The sequence below is a fragment of the Janthinobacterium sp. BJB301 genome, assembly GCF_002735685.1.
Taxonomy (GTDB): domain Bacteria; phylum Pseudomonadota; class Gammaproteobacteria; order Burkholderiales; family Burkholderiaceae_D; genus Janthinobacterium; species Janthinobacterium lividum.
In genome coordinates, this window is record NZ_PDZJ01000002.1 from 945,295 (window position 1) to 961,871 (window position 16,577).

Annotated in this window: 17 protein-coding genes; 2 read left to right on the forward strand and 15 right to left on the reverse strand. The window is 62.7% G+C overall.

Translation table 11 applies throughout. The annotated features are described in order from the left end of the window. The 13 genes from CSQ91_RS17545 to paaA form a co-directional block, all read right to left on the reverse strand. On the reverse strand, positions 1 to 1,005 hold the full coding sequence (locus CSQ91_RS17545; protein WP_099389077.1) for a branched-chain amino acid ABC transporter permease: 1,005 nt from the start codon (positions 1,003 to 1,005) through the stop codon (positions 1 to 3). Next, complete coding sequence (locus tag CSQ91_RS17550) at positions 1,002 to 1,880, reverse strand: branched-chain amino acid ABC transporter permease (protein ID WP_034780386.1); 879 nt, start codon at positions 1,878 to 1,880, stop codon at positions 1,002 to 1,004. The genes CSQ91_RS17545 and CSQ91_RS17550 overlap by 4 nt, the downstream gene beginning before the upstream one ends. A 72-nt stretch (positions 1,881 to 1,952) precedes the next feature. Then, positions 1,953 to 3,104, reverse strand: coding sequence for an ABC transporter substrate-binding protein (locus CSQ91_RS17555; RefSeq protein ID WP_034780388.1), 1,152 nt, complete (start codon positions 3,102 to 3,104; stop codon positions 1,953 to 1,955). Between the two features lie 73 nt (positions 3,105 to 3,177). After that, entirely contained in the window at positions 3,178 to 4,383 is a 1,206-nt protein-coding gene (gene pcaF, locus CSQ91_RS17560) for a 3-oxoadipyl-CoA thiolase (RefSeq protein WP_099389078.1), read from the reverse strand. Between the two features lie 26 nt (positions 4,384 to 4,409). Continuing rightward, positions 4,410 to 5,738: a phenylacetate--CoA ligase PaaK gene (paaK, locus tag CSQ91_RS17565; protein WP_070254579.1), complete on the reverse strand. Its 1,329-nt coding sequence runs from the start codon at positions 5,736 to 5,738 to the stop codon at positions 4,410 to 4,412. A gap of 67 nt (positions 5,739 to 5,805) precedes the next feature. Continuing rightward, positions 5,806 to 6,231, reverse strand: a complete 426-nt coding sequence (gene paaI / locus CSQ91_RS17570; RefSeq protein WP_373630531.1) for a hydroxyphenylacetyl-CoA thioesterase PaaI — start codon at positions 6,229 to 6,231, stop codon at positions 5,806 to 5,808. A gap of 10 nt (positions 6,232 to 6,241) precedes the next feature. Then, positions 6,242 to 7,810 (reverse strand): 3-hydroxyacyl-CoA dehydrogenase PaaH, encoded by a 1,569-nt coding sequence (gene paaH / locus CSQ91_RS17575; RefSeq protein ID WP_099389080.1) that lies wholly within the window; start codon positions 7,808 to 7,810, stop codon positions 6,242 to 6,244. A 1-nt stretch (position 7,811) separates the two neighbouring features. After that, positions 7,812 to 8,603, reverse strand: coding sequence for a 2-(1,2-epoxy-1,2-dihydrophenyl)acetyl-CoA isomerase PaaG (gene paaG, locus CSQ91_RS17580; RefSeq protein WP_099389081.1), 792 nt, complete (start codon positions 8,601 to 8,603; stop codon positions 7,812 to 7,814). A 50-nt stretch (positions 8,604 to 8,653) separates the two neighbouring features. Further along, entirely contained in the window at positions 8,654 to 9,733 is a 1,080-nt protein-coding gene (paaE, locus tag CSQ91_RS17585) for a 1,2-phenylacetyl-CoA epoxidase subunit PaaE (RefSeq protein WP_034780398.1), read from the reverse strand. 40 nt (positions 9,734 to 9,773) lie between these two features. After that, a complete protein-coding gene (gene paaD, locus CSQ91_RS17590) occupies positions 9,774 to 10,307 on the reverse strand; it encodes a 1,2-phenylacetyl-CoA epoxidase subunit PaaD (RefSeq protein ID WP_070281626.1) in 534 nt (177 codons plus the stop codon). Further along, complete coding sequence (gene paaC / locus CSQ91_RS17595) at positions 10,307 to 11,059, reverse strand: 1,2-phenylacetyl-CoA epoxidase subunit PaaC (RefSeq protein ID WP_099389082.1); 753 nt, start codon at positions 11,057 to 11,059, stop codon at positions 10,307 to 10,309. The genes paaD and paaC overlap by 1 nt, the downstream gene beginning before the upstream one ends. Before the next feature lie 14 nt (positions 11,060 to 11,073). Beyond that, positions 11,074 to 11,358 carry a 1,2-phenylacetyl-CoA epoxidase subunit PaaB gene (paaB, locus tag CSQ91_RS17600; RefSeq protein WP_034746356.1) on the reverse strand — a complete coding sequence of 95 codons (285 nt, stop codon included), beginning with the start codon at positions 11,356 to 11,358 and terminating at the stop codon, positions 11,074 to 11,076. A gap of 28 nt (positions 11,359 to 11,386) precedes the next feature. After that, complete coding sequence (paaA, locus tag CSQ91_RS17605) at positions 11,387 to 12,376, reverse strand: 1,2-phenylacetyl-CoA epoxidase subunit PaaA (protein ID WP_099389083.1); 990 nt, start codon at positions 12,374 to 12,376, stop codon at positions 11,387 to 11,389. Positions 12,377 to 12,643: 267 nt separating this feature from the next. On the opposite strand from paaA, the gene paaX reads away from it, so the two are divergent. Then, entirely contained in the window at positions 12,644 to 13,573 is a 930-nt protein-coding gene (gene paaX, locus CSQ91_RS17610) for a phenylacetic acid degradation operon negative regulatory protein PaaX (RefSeq protein WP_099389084.1), read from the forward strand. Positions 13,574 to 13,684: 111 nt separating this feature from the next. Here paaX and CSQ91_RS17615 read toward each other — a convergent pair whose 3' ends face one another. Beyond that, positions 13,685 to 13,945, reverse strand: a complete 261-nt coding sequence (locus tag CSQ91_RS17615; protein WP_034780410.1) for a hypothetical protein — start codon at positions 13,943 to 13,945, stop codon at positions 13,685 to 13,687. A gap of 141 nt (positions 13,946 to 14,086) precedes the next feature. Here CSQ91_RS17615 and CSQ91_RS17620 point away from each other — a divergent pair, with 141 nt between their 5' ends. Further along, on the forward strand, positions 14,087 to 15,211 hold the full coding sequence (locus tag CSQ91_RS17620; RefSeq protein WP_034780413.1) for a M14 family metallopeptidase: 1,125 nt from the start codon (positions 14,087 to 14,089) through the stop codon (positions 15,209 to 15,211). Between the two features lie 57 nt (positions 15,212 to 15,268). Here the strand turns inward: CSQ91_RS17620 and CSQ91_RS17625 are convergent, their stop codons facing one another. After that, a complete protein-coding gene (locus tag CSQ91_RS17625) occupies positions 15,269 to 16,576 on the reverse strand; it encodes an aminotransferase class V-fold PLP-dependent enzyme (RefSeq protein WP_099389307.1) in 1,308 nt (435 codons plus the stop codon). Position 16,577: the final 1 nt, after the last annotated feature.

The following is a 16,577-nucleotide window of genomic DNA, read 5'->3' on the forward strand; positions in this document are numbered from 1 at the left end:
TCACACCTCCTGCGCCGGTGGTTTTGCCGCGCCTTCGGGGGCTTTGGGCGCCTGCGGCACCCCTGCCCGTTTGCGTGACCGGCTGGCCAGGCTCGGCACGAGGCCTTTCGGCATGAAGATCATGGTAGCCATCAGGATCACGCCAAACACCACCGTTTCCCAGCCTTCAAAACTGGACAGCAGCTGCGGCAGGATCGTCAGCAGGGCCGCGCCGATGATGGAACCGAAGATCGACGCCATGCCGCCCACCACCACCATCGTCACCAGCTCGATCGAGTGGAAGAAGCCCGCCAGGTTGGGCGTGATGAAACCGATGTAATGGGCACTGATGCTGCCCGCGATGCTGGCGATGACGGCCGACAGCACAAACACGCGTACCTTGAAGCGGGTCGTATCAACGCCGACCACGCGGGCCGCCACTTCCGAACCGTGGATGGCCTGCAGCGCGCGGCCGACAGGCGAATCGATCAGGTTCAGGGCCAGCCACGTCACCAGCAACAGCAGCACGGCGCACAGGATGTACCACGATTTTTCACCGGCGATTTCCAGCCCGGCGACCGAGAAGGCGGACACGCCGATGCCGTCCGGGCCGCCCGTCCACTGCGTCTCGTTGTTGATGACGATGGAAATGATGATGCCCAGGCCCAGGGTCGCCATGGCCAGGGTGTGGCCCTTGAGTTTCAGCACGGGACGCGCCAGCAGCAGGGCCAGCAAGCCCGTGGCAACCGCTCCTGCGGCCAGCGCGGCCAGCGGCGGCCAGTTGTAGTGGGTGGTCAGCACGGCAGACGCATACGCGCCCAGGCCGTAGAAACCGGCGTGGCCCAGGCTGATCTGGCCCGTATAGCCCATCAGCAGGTTCAGGCCGATGACAACGATGGCGTTCAGGGCAATGCGAATCGCCACGTCATAGTAGAACGCATTGGTGAGGAACAAGGGCAGGATGGCCAGCACCAGGGCCAGCAACAACAGGCCACCATGGCGTGAGCGGGCAAAGAAACTCTTCATACACGCTCCGAATTTTTAGCGCCAAACAAGCCTTGCGGCAGGAAGAACAGGATCAATAAAATCAGCACGAAGGGGACGGCATCTTTATAAGCCGACGAGATGTAACCGGCCGTCATGGCTTCGGCGATGCCGAGGATCAGGCCACCGGCAATCGCGCCCGCACCGCCACCCAGGCCACCGAGGACGGCGGCGACAAAGCCTTTCAGGCCCAGCATGATGCCCGCGTCGTAAGACGTATACGTGATCGGTGCAACGAGGATGCCGCCGGCAGCGCCCAGCAGGGCCGACAGGCCGAACGAGAACAGCAGCACCTTGCGCGTGTTGATGCCCACCAGTTGCGCGGCCAGCTTGTTGTGCGAGGTGGCCAGCATGGCCTTGCCCATCAGCGTGCGGCCGAAGAACCAGCCCAGCACCAGCACGATGACGACGGTGACGCCCAGCACCCACAGGCTTTGCGGCAGCAGGCTGGCACCCAGGAATTCGATCGGCGCGTCGCCGGAAAACGCGGGCAGCGAATGCGTGTCCTTGCCCAGCCAGATTTGCACCAGGCCGCGCAGCACGAGCGAAGCGCCAATGGTGATGATCAGGAGCGTGATGACCTGTGCATTTTGCGCCGGTTCGATCACGGTTTTTTCCATCAGCAGGCCAACGATACCGGTGGCGATGACGGCCAGGATGATGGCCAGCGGCAGCGGCACGCCGGCGGCCGACATCACGGCGGCCAGCATTCCGCCCAGCATGATGAATTCGCCCTGGGCGAAATTGATCACGCCGCTGGTGTTGTAGATGATGGTGAAGCCCAGCGCCGCCAGCGCGTAGGCGGAACCGACCGTCATCCCGGAATACAGAAATTGTAGAAATTGTGCGACTTCCATGGTGTCTCCATTATGTTCGGCTATGCGCGGACCGCCTTCGAGGGCGGCCCGCGCAGGTACTTCTGGCTTACATCATTTCGACAATTGCCATTCGCCGTTCTTCACTTCGACCATGCGGAAAGCCGACAGATCCAGGCCCATGTGGTCTTTGGCCGACATGTTGAAGACGCCGGTGGTGCCGACAAAACCCTTGGTCGACTCCAGCGCCGCACGCACTTTGTCGCGGTCCGTGCCGCCGGCGCGCTTGATGGCGTCGACCGACAGGTTCAGGGCGTCGAGCGCATAGCCGCCAAAGGTCGATGGGTCGATCTTGTAGCGGTCCTTATACGTCTTGTCGTAGCCGACGACGATCGCCTTTTGCGCATCGCTGTCCGGCAGCATGGCGCCGATCAGGAGGGCTGGCGTCGGCAGACGCACGCCTTCGGCGGCCTTGCCCGACAGTTTCAGGTATTCGTCGGACGCCACGCCATGCGACTGGTACAGCGGCAGCGCGGCCATCCCCAGCTGGCCATAGTTCTTGGTCACGACCGCCGGGCCCTGGCCCAGGCCGAAGACGAAGACGGCTTGCACGCCAGCGGTATTCTTGATGCGCGTGAGCTGCGCCGTGATGTCCGTGTCTTTCGGGCCGTAGGTTTCATCGGCCACCAGCGTGATGCCGTATTTCGAGGCGACGATTTGCGATTCCTTGCGGCCCGAAGCGCCAAAGCCGCTCGTTTCCGACAGCAGGCCCACCTTGCTGATGCCGCGCTTCTTCATGTCCTCGAACACCTTCTCTGCCGCCATGCGATCCGTATGCGGCGTCTTGAACACCCATTTCTTGACCGGGTCGATGATGACCACGGCGCCGGCCAGCGAGATGAACGGCATGCTGGCGCGCTCCACCAGCGGCGCCATCGCCATCGTCGCGCCGGTGGTGGTGCCGCCGATCAGTACATCGACCTTGTCGGACTCGATCAGGCGCTTGGTAAAACCGTTGGCCTTGGCGGCATCGCTGCCGTCATCGTAATGCACGAGTTCCAGCTTGCGTCCCAGGACGCCGCCGGCCGCGTTGATCTTCTCGATATACAGCTGCAGGGTTTTCAGTTCCGGGTCGCCCAGGAAGGCGGCAGGCCCCGTGACGGACAGCACGGAACCGATCTTGATGTTATCGGCCGCATACGCGCCCACGGCGGACATGGCCAGCACGCCGGCGATCAGGGTTTTCTTGAAGATATTGGCAATCATTGTGGTCTCCACCAGGTTGGCACTACGGTCAAATTGGGTGGTGCTATCTTGCACCTTGTTTTATATACTGCTTTTATACGCGTTCAATAACGACGGCAATACCCTGCCCCACGCCGATGCACATGGTGCACAGCGCATAACGCCCGCCCGTGCGTTCCAGCTGGTTCAGGGCCGCCATCACCAGGCGCGCGCCCGATGCGCCCAGCGGGTGGCCGATGGCGATCGCACCGCCATTCGGATTTACGTGGGCCGCATCGTCCGCCAGCCCCAGGTCGCGCGTCACCGCCAGTGCCTGCGCCGCAAACGCTTCATTGAGTTCGATCACGTCCATCTGCTCGATGCTCAATCCCGTTTGCGCCAGCACTTTGCGCGACGCGGGCGATGGACCAAAACCCATGATGCGCGGCGCCAGCCCGGCCGTGGCCATGCCCAGTACCTTTGCTCGCGGCGTCAGTTTGTATTTGTCGACGGCGGCGGCGGACGCCAGCAGGATGGCGCAGGCGCCATCGTTCAAGCCCGAGGCATTGCCGGCCGTGACCGTGCCGTCCGGCTTGACCACGCCCTTGAGCTTTGCCAGCATGTCCAGCGAGGTATCGGGACGCGGATGTTCATCCATCGTCACCATTTTCGGTTCGCCTTTTTTTTGCGGCACGGCGACGGGCACGATTTCGCGCTCGAACACGCCTGCCGCGTGGGCGGCCGCCCAGCGCTGCTGGCTGCGCAGGGCCAGCGCATCCTGGTCGGCGCGGCTGATGCCAAAATCCACGGCCACGTTTTCCGCCGTTTCCGGCATGGTGTCGATGCCGTACTGCGCCTTCATCTTGCCGTTCACAAAACGCCAGCCCAAGGTCGTGTCTTCGATTTTCGCCGCGCGCGAAAACGCGCTGTCGGCCTTGCCCATCACGAAAGGCGCGCGCGTCATGCTTTCCACGCCACCGGCGATGATCAGTTCCGCCTCGCCCGCCTTGATGGAACGGGCAGCCATGCCGACGGCATCCAGGCTGGAGCCGCACAGGCGGTTGATGGTATTGGCGGGCACTGCCGCCGGCAAGCCGGCCAGCAGCGCAGCCATGCGGCCCACGTTGCGATTGTCCTCGCCCGCCTGATTGGCGCAGCCGTAGAACACGTCGTCGATGGCGGCCCAGTCGACGGACGGGTTGCGGGCGATCAGCGCGGCAATCGGCAGCGCACCCAGGTCGTCCGCGCGCACGCTGGACAGCGCGCCGCCATAGCGGCCAAACGGGGTGCGTACGGCGTCACAGATAAAAGCGTCATTCATGTCTGGTTCCTTGTTCGGGCGGGCTATCAGGAAAAAATCTTCGGGCGCTGGTCAACCACGCGGCGGGCCTTGCCCGTCAGGGTGCGTTCGATGCCGGCGGCGGCCACGAGGCGCACGCGCGTGCTCACGCCCACGTGTGTCTTGATACGGTGTTCCAGCTCGCGCGCCAGCGCGTCCGTTTCACTGGCCGAGATGGTGGCAGTGAGGTCGATACGCAGCTCGGCCACCACTTCCAGCTTGTCGAGGTGGCCGTCGCGCGTGACCACCAATTGATACTGTGGCGCCAGCTTCGGCATTTTGAGGATCAGCTCTTCGATCTGCGTGGGGAAGACGTTCACGCCGCGGATGATCAGCATGTCGTCCGAGCGGCCCGTGATCTTGCCGATGCGGCGCATCGAGCGCGATGTCGGCGGCAGCAAGCGGGTCAGGTCGCGCGTGCGGTAGCGGATGATGGGCAGCGCTTCCTTCGACAGCGAGGTAAACACCAGCTCGCCCTCTTCGCCGTCCGGCAGCACTTCGCCAGTTTCCGGATCGATGATTTCCGGGTAAAAATGGTCTTCCCAGATAACGGGACCGTCCTTGCTTTCGATGCATTCGGATGCCACGCCAGGGCCCATCACTTCGGACAGGCCGTAGATGTCGACGGCGTCGATGCCGGCACGCGCCTCGATTTCCGAACGCATGGCGTCCGTCCACGGCTCGGCGCCGAAGATGCCGACCTTCAGCGACGATTCGGCCGGGTCGAGACCCTGGCGCGTGAATTCCTCGATGATGTTGAGCATGTACGATGGCGTAACCATGATGATCGACGGCTTGAAATCCTGGATCAGTTGCACCTGCTTTTCCGTCTGCCCGCCGGACATGGGAATGACCGTGCAACCCAGGCGCTCGGCGCCATAATGCGCGCCCAGGCCGCCCGTGAACAGGCCATAGCCGTAGGAGATATGCACCATGTCGCCCGCGCGGCCGCCGCCGGCGCGGATCGAGCGCGCCACCACGTTGGCCCAGGTATCGATGTCGTTCTGCGTGTAGCCGACCACCGTGGCCTTGCCCGTGGTGCCGCTGGACGCGTGGATGCGTACCACTTGCTCGCGCGGCACGGCGAACAGGCCGAACGGGTAATTGTCGCGCAAGACCTTTTTATCGGTGAACGGGAATTTGGCCAGGTCGGACAGGGATTTCAGGTCGTCCGGATGCACGCCCGCTTCGTCAAAAGCGGCGCGGTAATGGGGCACGTTGTCATACGCGTGCTTGAGCGTCCATTTCATGCGTTCGAGCTGCAGCGCCTGCAGTTCATCCTTGCTGGCGCGCTCGATCGGCTCGAGGTCATTCGGTGCTGGGGTTCTCTGGACCATCTCTGTCTCCTGATTCGGTTCTATAACTATGTAATTCGTTCCGGCAGTTCAAGCTGCTCTCGTACCTTCAATTGCTGATGACTTCACCCGCCACGCGAATCGACTTGCCACGGAAGAGCGCGATGACGCGCCCTTCCTGGTTGCTGACCTTGACGTCGTAGACGCCGCTCTTGCCGGCCAGCGCCTGCTCGACGGCGTGCGCCGTCAGCACGTCGCCTTCGCGGCCCGGCGCCAGGTAATCGATGGTGCAGCCGGCTCCCACGGTGTTCATGTTGTAGCTGTTGCAGGCAAAGGCGAAGGCGCTATCGGCCAGGGCAAAGATAAAACCGCCATGGCAGGTCTGGTGGCCATTGAGCATGTCCGAGCGCACCGTCATCGTCATGCGCGCATGGCCGGGGCCCACTTCGGCCAGGGCGATGCCCATGGCGGCGGTGGCGTTATCGCGCGACAGCATGGAGGCAGCGGCCGCTTCGGCCAGGGCTTGTGCGGTCATGTTGTGGTCTTCATTCGGCATGGAATCGATCTCCATTGGCAAGTTTGCGGCGCAGCAGCGGCGAGACCCGGTAGCGGTCTTCGCCATAGCCTTGCGCCAGGTGGTGCAGCACCGACACGATGTGCTGGACGCCGACGGCATCGGCCCAGGCCAGCGGTCCACGCGGGTAATTGACACCCTTCTGCATGGCGATATCGACGGCGGCCACCGTGCACACGCCCTGGTTGACGGCGTCGGCCGCCTCGTTGGCCAGCATGGCGACAGTGCGCATGACGGCCAGGCCAGGCACGTCGTCCAGACGCGTGACGATGAAACCGGCCGCCTGGAACAGGCCGACGACAGCCGCATAGGCGGCGTCGCTGCACTGGTCGGCACGGGCCACGGCAATGCGCCTGGCACCGGCGTAATCGAGCGCCAGGTCGAACAGCACCGTGTCCGGATGCTGGTTGTCGTGCGCGCGCTGGGTGGCGCTGCGGCCATCGGTCAGGTAAATCGCGGCGCCATGGCAATGCAGGGCCGGCGCCTCGTCGTGCGCCTGGCCTTCCTGCGTCACGCGGCGGCTGACGGTGATGCCCGCCTGCTCCAGGCGCTGCACCAGGCTGTGGATGATGCCGCTGTGGCCACGGCCATCGCCACCGATGGCGGCCGACAGGGCGACGAATTCGGGCTTGGCCTGCGCGCCTTCCGCCTGCGCCACGGGGGCAGCGGCGCCTTCGCCATACAGGTAAAAACCGCGGCCCGATTTGCGGCCGAGGAAACCGGCGTTGACCATTTCCTGCTGCAGCACGGACGGCGTGAAGCGCGGATCGTTGAAATAGGCGCCGAACACGGATTGCGTGACGGAGAAATTCACGTCGTGGCCGATCAGGTCCATCAATTCGAATGGCCCCATGCGGAAACCGCCCGCTTCGCGCAGCACGGCATCGATGGTGGCGGCGTCGCCCGCCTGTTCGTTCAGCAGGCGCCAGCCTTCCGCATAGAAGGGACGGGCGACACGGTTGACGATGAAGCCGGGCGTCGATTTTGCATGCACGGGGTTCTTGCCCCAGGCAATCGACGTGTCATACACGGTGGCGGCCACTTGCTCGCTGGTGGCCAGGCCACTGATCACCTCGACCAGCGCCATCAGGGGTACGGGATTAAAGAAATGCATGCCAACCAGGCGTTCCGGGCGGCGCAGCTTGGCGGCGATGGCCGTGACGGAAATCGACGACGTATTCGTCGCCAGGATGCAGTCGTCGCCGACCAGCGCTTCCAGTTCCGCGAACAGACCGCGCTTGACGTCGAGATTTTCCACGATGGCTTCCACCACCAGGGATGCATCGCTCACATCGGCCAGGCTGCCGGCCGCCTGCAGGCGCGCCGTGGCGGCTGCCGCATCGTCGGCCGTCATGCGGCCCTTCTCGGCCAGCTTCGCATACATCTTGCCGATATCAAGCAAAGCCTTGCTGACGGCGTCAACGCGCGTGTCGTACAGTTTGACGCGGTAGCCGGCGGCGGCGGCCACCTGCGCGATGCCGGCACCCATGGCGCCGCTGCCGATGACGGCGACGATACTGTTGTTGTCCAAAGCTGCCATATCAATGTCCCTTGAATTGCGGTGCGCGCTTTTCCATGAAGGCGGCAACGCCTTCGCGGTAATCGTCGCTGTTACCGAGATCACTCATCATGCGCGCTTCCAGCGCCAGCTGCTGCGGCAAGGTATTGGCGCCGCTGGCGGCCAGTGCCTGCTTAGTGTAGGCCAGGCCCTTGGTCGGCGCCGTGGAAAAGTGCACGGCCAGCTTGCGCGTTTCTTCCGCCAGTTGGGCATCCTCGACGCATTTCCAGATCAAGCCCCAGTCTTCCGCTTTTTCCGCCGTCAATTTTTCACCGAGCATGGCTAGGCCGATGGCGCGCGCCGAACCGATCAGGCGTGGCAGGAAGAAGGTGCCGCCCGTGTCCGGGATCAGGCCCAGCTTGCAGAACACTTCGACGAAGCTGGCCGACTTGCCGGCGATGACGATGTCGCAAGCCAGCGCCAGGTTGGCGCCCGCGCCAGCGGCCACGCCGTTGACGGCGCAGATCACGGGCATCGGCAGCGCTTTCAGGGCCAGCACCAGCGGCGCATAGTTCTTTTCCACCGACTCGCCCAGGTCCACGCCCTTCGAGCCGGGTTCCACGGCGCGGTCGGACAGATCCTGGCCCGCGCAAAAGCCGCGGCCCGCGCCCGTCAGCACGAAGACGCGCACGGTACTGTCGGCATTGACTTTCGCAATCGCGTCGCGCACTTCCTCGTGCATGGCTTGCGTAAAACTATTGAGCTTGTCGGGACGGTTCAGGGTCAGCGTGGCGATACCCTGCTCGATGGTAAAGAGGATGTTTTGGTAGGTCATGGCGTCTCGCTTGTGTAATAGGTAAGGCAGGGCCCGTGCCCTGCACCGGCTTATTCAGCCTGGTCGAAGTCGACCACGACCTTGTCTGTGAGAGGGAAACTCTGGCAACTGAGGACGAAGCCGCGCGCCACTTCGTAGTCTTCCAGCGCGTAGTTGACATCCATTTCGACTTTGCCGTCGAGGATCTTGCAGCGGCAGGTCGAACATACGCCGCCTTTGCACGAGTAGCGCATGTCGATGCCTTGGCGCAGGCCCGCGTCGAGGATGGATTCCTTGTCCTTGTCCATCGTGAAGGTGGTGTGGTTGCCATCCATGATGACGGTCACTTCCGTTTCCTGCACCACGCCCGCGTCGAGCTGCGCGCGCGGCTTGTGGGCGTTTTTCGGGATGCTGGCGGCGAACAGTTCGATCTTGATATTCTGCTTGGGCATGCCGGCAGCCTGCAGGGCAGCGGAGACACCGAGCATCATGTCTTCCGGGCCGCAGATGAAGGCGTTGTCGTAGTCTTCGACTTTGATCCAGTGCTGCAGGAATTGCTCGCATTTTTCCTGCGTGATGCGGCCGTTGAACAATTCGATGTCCTGCTGCTCGCGGCTCATCACGTAGACCAGGTTCAAACGCTCCAGGTACACGTCCTTCAAGTCCGTCAATTCTTCCTTGAAGATGACGGACGACGAGGCGCGGTTACCGTAGAACAGGGTGAAGCGGCTCAGGGGTTCCGTCAGCAGGGTGGTCTTGATGATGGAGAGGATGGGCGTGATGCCGCTGCCGGCCGCGAACGCCAGGTAGTGCTTGCGGTTGACGCAGTCGAGCGGCACGTTGAAGTGGCCCATGGGCGGCATCACCTCGATGGTGGCGCCGGCTTTCAGGGTATCGTTCGCCCAGGTGGAGAAGGCGCCGCCCGGCGTGCGCTTGATGGCCACGCGCAGGGTGCCATCCTGCACCGCCGAGCAGATGGAATACGAGCGGCGCACGTCTTCCGCATTGATATTGGCGCGCAGGGTCAGGTGCTGGCCCTGCTGGAAACGGAACTGCTGCTGCAGTTCGGCTGGCACGTCGAACGTGACGGCGATGGTGTCGCGCGTTTCGTTGCGCACGTTCGCTACGCACAGCGGATAAAATTTACTCATGCTTCATCTCCAGTTTCTTCGGAACGTGTGCCTGATTTTTTTAGTGGCACTTGAAGTAATCAAACGGTTCGCGGCAAGCCAGGCACTTGTACAGGGCCTTGCACGGCGTGGAGCCGAACTGGCTGGTCAGCTGCGTATGCGTCGAGCCGCAGTTCGGGCAGATCACGTCCAGCTTTGGCATCGCTTGACGTTTTACTCCACCCTTCAAGCCGCTGATGTCGATCACCTGCTGCTGCGGCGGGGCGATGCCATAGCCTTTCAGCTTGGCCTTACCCGCTTCGCTCATCCAGTCCGTGGTCCAGGCGGGCGCCAGCTGGTTCACCAGGGTCACCTTGGCCACGCCATGGCTGCGCAAGGCATCCGTGACGGCGTCGGCGATCACCTGCATGGCCGGGCAGCCCGAATACGTGGGCGTGATCGTCACGATGCATGCGTCGCCATCCGTGACTTCGACGGCGCGCACGATGCCCAGGTCCACCACCGAAATGACGGGGATTTCCGGGTCCGCGACGTCGCCGAGCCAGGCCCAGACCTGGGCGGCGTCCAGCGCCGCAGCGCCAGCGGCCGTGTTCATTACCACTCCGCCCCGGGATAGGCGCGCTGCAGGAACTGCATCTCGGCCAGGATAAAACCCAGGTGCTCCGTGTGCGTGCCCTGCTTGCCGCCCTTTTGCATCCAGGCGTCGGGCGCCGGCATGACAAGCGTCGCTTCGGCGAAGATCTCGGCCACGTGTTCCAGGAAAGCCCGGCGCAGCACGTCCGATGGCGGCGCGATGCCGGCGGCTACCATGGCCTGGTCGACGGCGTCGTACTTGAACATCTCGCCCGTGTACATCCACAGCTTGTCGGCGGCAGCCTGCGTCTTGGCATGGCTGTCCGCCGTGCCGTCGCCGAGGCGCACGACAAGATCGCCGCTGCGGCGCAGGTGATACGTGACTTCCTTGATCGACTTTTGCGCCACTTCGACGATGCGCGCATCCGTCGATTTCGTCAGTTCCAGCAGCTGGAAGTAGTGCCAGCTGTCGAAGAAGAACTGGCGCATCATGGTGTCGGCATAGTTACCGTTCGGCTGTTCGACCAGCAGGCAGTTCTTGAAATCGTGGGCGTCGCGCAGGAAGGCGATGTCGTCCTCGTCGCGGCCCGCGTTTTCCAGTTCGGCCGCGTAGCTGAACCACAAGCGCGTCTGGCCCAGCAAGTCCAGCGCCACGTTGGTCAGCGCCATGTCCTCTTCCAGCGCAGGGCCCTTGCCGCACAGCTGCGACAACTGCTGGCTGAGGATCAGGGCGTTGTCGCCCAGGCGCAGGAGGTAATTGACCTTGTCATCCATTGCAGGCGCTCCCATCACAGGTTCTTGACTTCTTCCGGCATCGGGAAGAAGGTGGGATGGCGGTACACCTTGCTGTTCGACGGCTCGAACAGGGCGCCCTTGTCGCCGGGGCTGCTGGCGACGATATCGGCCGCGCGCACTACCCAGATGCTCACGCCTTCATTGCGGCGCGTGTAGACGTCGCGCGCATGGTTGACCGCCATGGTGGCGTCGGAAGCGTGCAGGCTGCCCACATGCTTGTGCGCCAGGCCGTGCTGGCTGCGGATGAAAACTTCCCACAAAGGCCATTCTTTGCTCATGTTGCTATCCCCTATCTGTCTTATGTATTTACGCCGCCGCTTTGTCAGCAGCTTGCTTGTCTGCATACGCGACCAAGGCATCGCGGAACCATTCGCCGTCTTCATACGCTTTCACGCGCGTTTGCAAGCGTTCGCGGTTGCATGGGCCATTGCCCTTCAGGACATTGTTGAACTCGGACCAGTCGATCTCGCCGAATTCATAGTGGCCCGTTTCCGCATTGAATTTCAGGTCGGGATCGGGCACGGTCAAGCCCAGGTATTCGATTTGCGGCACGGTCTGGTCGACCATGCGCTGGCGCAATTCATCGTTCGAGAACAGCTTGATGCGCCATTGCGCCGATTGGGCGCTGTTGACGGAGGCGGCGTCGGACGGGCCGAACATCATCAGCGATGGCCACCACCAGCGGTTCAGCGCATCCTGCGCCATGGCTTTCTGCGCCGGCGTACCCTTGCACAGCGACATCATGATGTCGTAGCCCTGGCGCGCATGGAACGATTCTTCCTTGCAGACGCGGATCATGGCGCGCGCATACGGCCCATACGAGCAGCGGCACAGGGGAATCTGGTTGATGATGGCGGAACCGTCGACCAGCCAGCCGATGGCGCCCATGTCGGCCCACGACAGGGTCGGATAATTAAAGATGCTGGAATACTTGGCTTTGCCCGAGTGCAAGGCGGCCAGCAAGTCGTCGCGCGACACGCCCAGGGTTTCCGCGGCGCTGTACAGGTACAGGCCGTGGCCCGCTTCGTCCTGAATCTTGGCCAGCAGGATGGACTTGCGTTTCAGGGTCGGCGCACGCGTGACCCAGTTACCTTCGGGCAATTGGCCGACGATTTCCGAGTGCGCGTGCTGCGAAATCTGGCGGATCAGGGTCTTGCGGTAGGCGTCCGGCATCCAGTCCTTGGCCTCGATCTTGATGCCTTCGTCGATGCGTGCCTGAAAAGCGCGCTCTTCTTGACCCATGTCGTCGAGGGAACGGACGTTCTTGAGGCCGGTTTCAACCATTTGTGCGTACATGATCTGTCTCCCATGTCTTTGATTTTGCGCAGCAACGCGGTGCGATGAACAGATAATACGATACAAAAAACGATTTGCATACACTTGATATGAATCATTTTAAAAATTCGTATCTTGTGCAGCTTTTTTGTGCGTATGATATTGCTGATGAGAAAACACTACAGAGCGCCACCAGCGCTTCCGGCAAATTATTGCCGCGCTACCCGCGCAGCCAAGTAAACTGCTGCTTTTATTGATTCGACCGCAACACGGCCAGACCGGAACCACATGAAGAACACCCGCTGCACGGCATGGATAGCCGATTTCCTGGAAAGCGACCCACCGCGCTCGAAGTCCCTGGTGATGACCATCTTTGGCGACGCCATCGTGCCGCGCGGCGGCGCCATCTGGCTGGGCAGCCTGATCGAACTGCTGGCGCCATTCGGCGTCAACGACCGTTTATTGCGTACCAGCGTGTTCCGCCTGGCGCAGGAAGGCTGGCTCAGCTCGCAGCGCGATGGCCGCCGCAGCGCCTATACGATACGCCCGGAGGCGCTGGCCCGCTTCGAACGCGCCTATCGCCGCATCTATGCACCGCTGGTCGTGCACTGGGATGGCAGCTGGACCCTGGTGATCGGGCCGGCCGGCAGCATCGGCGCTGCCGAGCGGGGGGCGCTGCGCAAGGAATTATTGTGGGCCGGCTATGGCCTGATTTCACCGGGTATCTTTGGCCACCCTGCCAGCAATACGGAAGCATTGGAAGATATCCTCGTTCGCAATGAGGTGCAGGGCAAGTTGTATGTCTGCCACACAACAGAGTTGCCGTGTGTCAGCACGCGCCCGCTGCGCGACATGGTGGGCGACTGCTGGGACTTGTCGGAAGTGATGGCTGGCTACGAAAAATTCATCGCCAGCTTCCAGCCGCTGCTGATCCTGCTGCAAGAAGCGCCCGTGTTCGATGCGGAGCAAGCGTTCGTCATCCGCTCACTGCTGACGCACGCCTACCGCCGTGTGCAGTTGCACGACCCGCAACTGCCCGTCGAACTGCTGCCCGAGCCGTGGCCCGGCACGCAAGCCTATGCGCTGGCGCGCGACCTCTACCGCCTTACCTACGCGGCGGCAGAGGAACATATCCTGGCCACCCTGCGCCGCGAGGATGAGCAGACGCCGGACGTGGAGCCATGGTTTTTTGAACGTTTCGGCGGACTGAACACCTGACAAAACGTCCATGGCGGCGTTGCAGGGCCTGGGCGTACGTTCGTACTGCCTGCGGCCCTGCGCCTTGCCCTGGCCATTTTTCAGGCGTTCAGGATTTGCTCACTACTGCGTTCACTGCTTGTTCATGGCGACGACCTGCTTGGCCCCCGCCAGCAAATCCTGCCCCAGCTTTTCCAGCGCATTAGCCTGCACCAGCATGGTGTCGAGGATGGCGGCATTGAAGGTGAATTCGGCCGGCGTGGTATAGCCGGGGAAACGTATGATGCGCAGCAATTCCTGCAAGGTCGTACCCTTGCCCAGGTGCGCCAGGGCATCGCTGAGGGCGCTGACTTTCTTTTCCAGTTCGCGTATGTGTTTGCCGTTGTCATCCATGATGCTCTCCCCGTATTGGAGCTATCACGTTAGCAAAGCGCGTCCGTTGTCGTTTGCGCCAGCACAAAGACCACCGCAAAACAGGTATCATCGCGCCATTGCACACGATGCAAAACCCATACGTTTTTATCAGGAACACTCATGACCATTAAAATCAGCCAGCAATTCGACGCCGGCGCGATCGAGGTGCTGCGCGCCGACGATGCCCAATCCATCGAGCTGAACATCCGCAAGGATTCCCACGCCGACATCACGCAGTGGTTTTACTTCCGCCTGCAAGGCGCGCAAGGCGAGGCGTGCACGATCCGCTTCATGAATGCAGGCAAGTCAGCCTACCCGGACGGCTGGAAAGATTACCAGGCCGTGGCCAGCTACGACCGCGAAACATGGTTCCGCGTACCGACCAGCTTTGATGGCACCGTGATGACCATCGAACATACGCCGGAAGAAGAAAGCGTGTACTACGCGTATTTCGAACCGTACCCATGGGACCGCCACCTGGCCCTGATCGACAGCGCGCAAGCGTCGCCGCTGGTGCGCCTGATCGACCTGGGCAGCACCGTCGAAGGCCGCGACATGAACCTGCTGGTGGTCGGCGACGCCGATGCCGAGAAGAAAGTCTGGGTCATCGCGCGCCAGCATCCCGGTGAAACGATGGCGGAATGGTTTGTCGAAGGCATGCTCGAAGCCTTGCTGGACCAGGCCAATCCGTTTGCCCGCCAGTGCCTGCAAGACGCCGTCTTCTATGTGGTGCCAAACATGAACCCGGACGGTTCCGTGCATGGCAACCTGCGCACCAACGCGGCCGGCGCCAACCTGAACCGCGAATGGATGACCCCGACCATGGAGCGCAGCCCGGAAGTGTTCCTGGTGAAACAGAAAATGCATGAAATCGGCTGCGACCTGTTCCTCGACGTGCATGGCGACGAAGGCTTGCCTTACGTCTTCGTGGCTGGCAGCGATGCGCTGGAAAATTTCACGCCGGCACAAAAGGCCGAGCAAGACCGCTTCATCGCCGACTTCAAGGTGGCCAGCCCCGACTTCCAGGATGAACACGGCTATGAAGACGGCCCGTTCACGCCGGAAGTGCTGACCATGGGTTCGCCCCATATCACCCACGCCTTCGGCTGCCTGTCGCTGACCCTGGAACTGCCGTTCAAGGACAACGCCAACGATCCCGATCCGCAAACGGGCTGGAGCGGCGCCCGCAGCGCCGCCCTGGGCGCTGCCGTGCTGCAACCGATCCTGGCGACCTTGCGCGCTTAAGCCTTACCGCAGTCACGCGGCCCGACCTCGCAGGCGGGCCGCGTTTTTCTCTCAGCCCTAGGCTACCTTGCGCAAGGCTTCCACCAGCCGGTCCAGATGAGACTCGGGCGTAAAGATGCCCGGCGTGACGCGCACGCACGCGCCACTGGCAAGGCCGTCGCGCGGCACGGCAAAGATGCCGTGTTCCTGTACCAGCTTTTTCGACAGCGCATAGCTGTCGGCCACGCTCGTCTTGCCCTTCAGGCGGAACGAAGCGATGGCGCTCGTCAGGCGCGGATCGGCTGACGCCAGCACCTCGATGCCTTCGATGGCGCGCGCCGCTTCCACCCAGCGGTTGCGCAGCAGTCGCAGCCGCGCCTGCTTGTTGGCCACGCCGACCTGCGCATGCAAGTCCAGCGCCACCGGCAAGCTCAGATAAGCGGCGAAATTGACCGTGCCCGTGTGCACGCGCGTGCGGATATCGTCGCCCGTCTTTTCTCCCATATATGCGTCGATATCAACCACCCTGCCCCGCTTGATATACGCAGCGCCCACGCCAACAGGCGCGCCTATCCATTTATGCAGGTTGATGCCGGCAAAATCCGCCTGCAGGTCAGGAATCGTCATGTCCAGCTGTCCGAAGCCGTGCGCCGTATCGACGATCACGTCGATGCCCCGTGCGCGTGCCAGGCGGCTGATCTCGGCCACGGGCAAGACCATGCCGTTGCGGTGATTGACGTGCGTGAGCAGCATCAGTTTCAAGGTCGGATGCCGTTCCATGGCAGCAACATAGGCGGCGATGACGCCATCATGCGTAAACGGTTCCGGCATGGCAATCGACACGACCTGGGCGCCGCGCCGCTGCTGCAGCCAGCGCGTGACGGTGATCATATTGTCGTAATCGATGTCCGCGTACAGCACCGTGTCGCCCGGCCGCAAGCGGTTATAGCCGGCGATCAGGACTTGCAGCGCTTCCGTGGCGCCCCGCGTCAGCACGATTTCATCGATGGCCACGCCCAGCGCCCTGGCCACCGCCGCGCGCGCCGCCTCGAAGTCGGCTGGAAAGCGCATGCGCGCATACCAGGCATTGTCGCGGTTGACCATGGCCAGCTGCTGCTCGTAGTGGCGCAGCACGGGCCTGGCCATCGAACCCCAGAAAGCATTGTCGAGTTGCACGATGGCATCGGTCGTGTCGTACTGCGCGGCCACGGCCTGCCAGTAAGCCTGGTTGCTGGCCAGGACTTCCGGCGTGGTGCCGGCCGGTACCGATGGCAAGGACGGAGGCAGGGCGGCAGATGCCGCCGCAGCCGATCCTGCGCCCGCCGCCATGGGCAGCGCTGCCGCCAGCGAACCCGCGCGCAACAGGGCGCGGCGTTGTGGATTCATC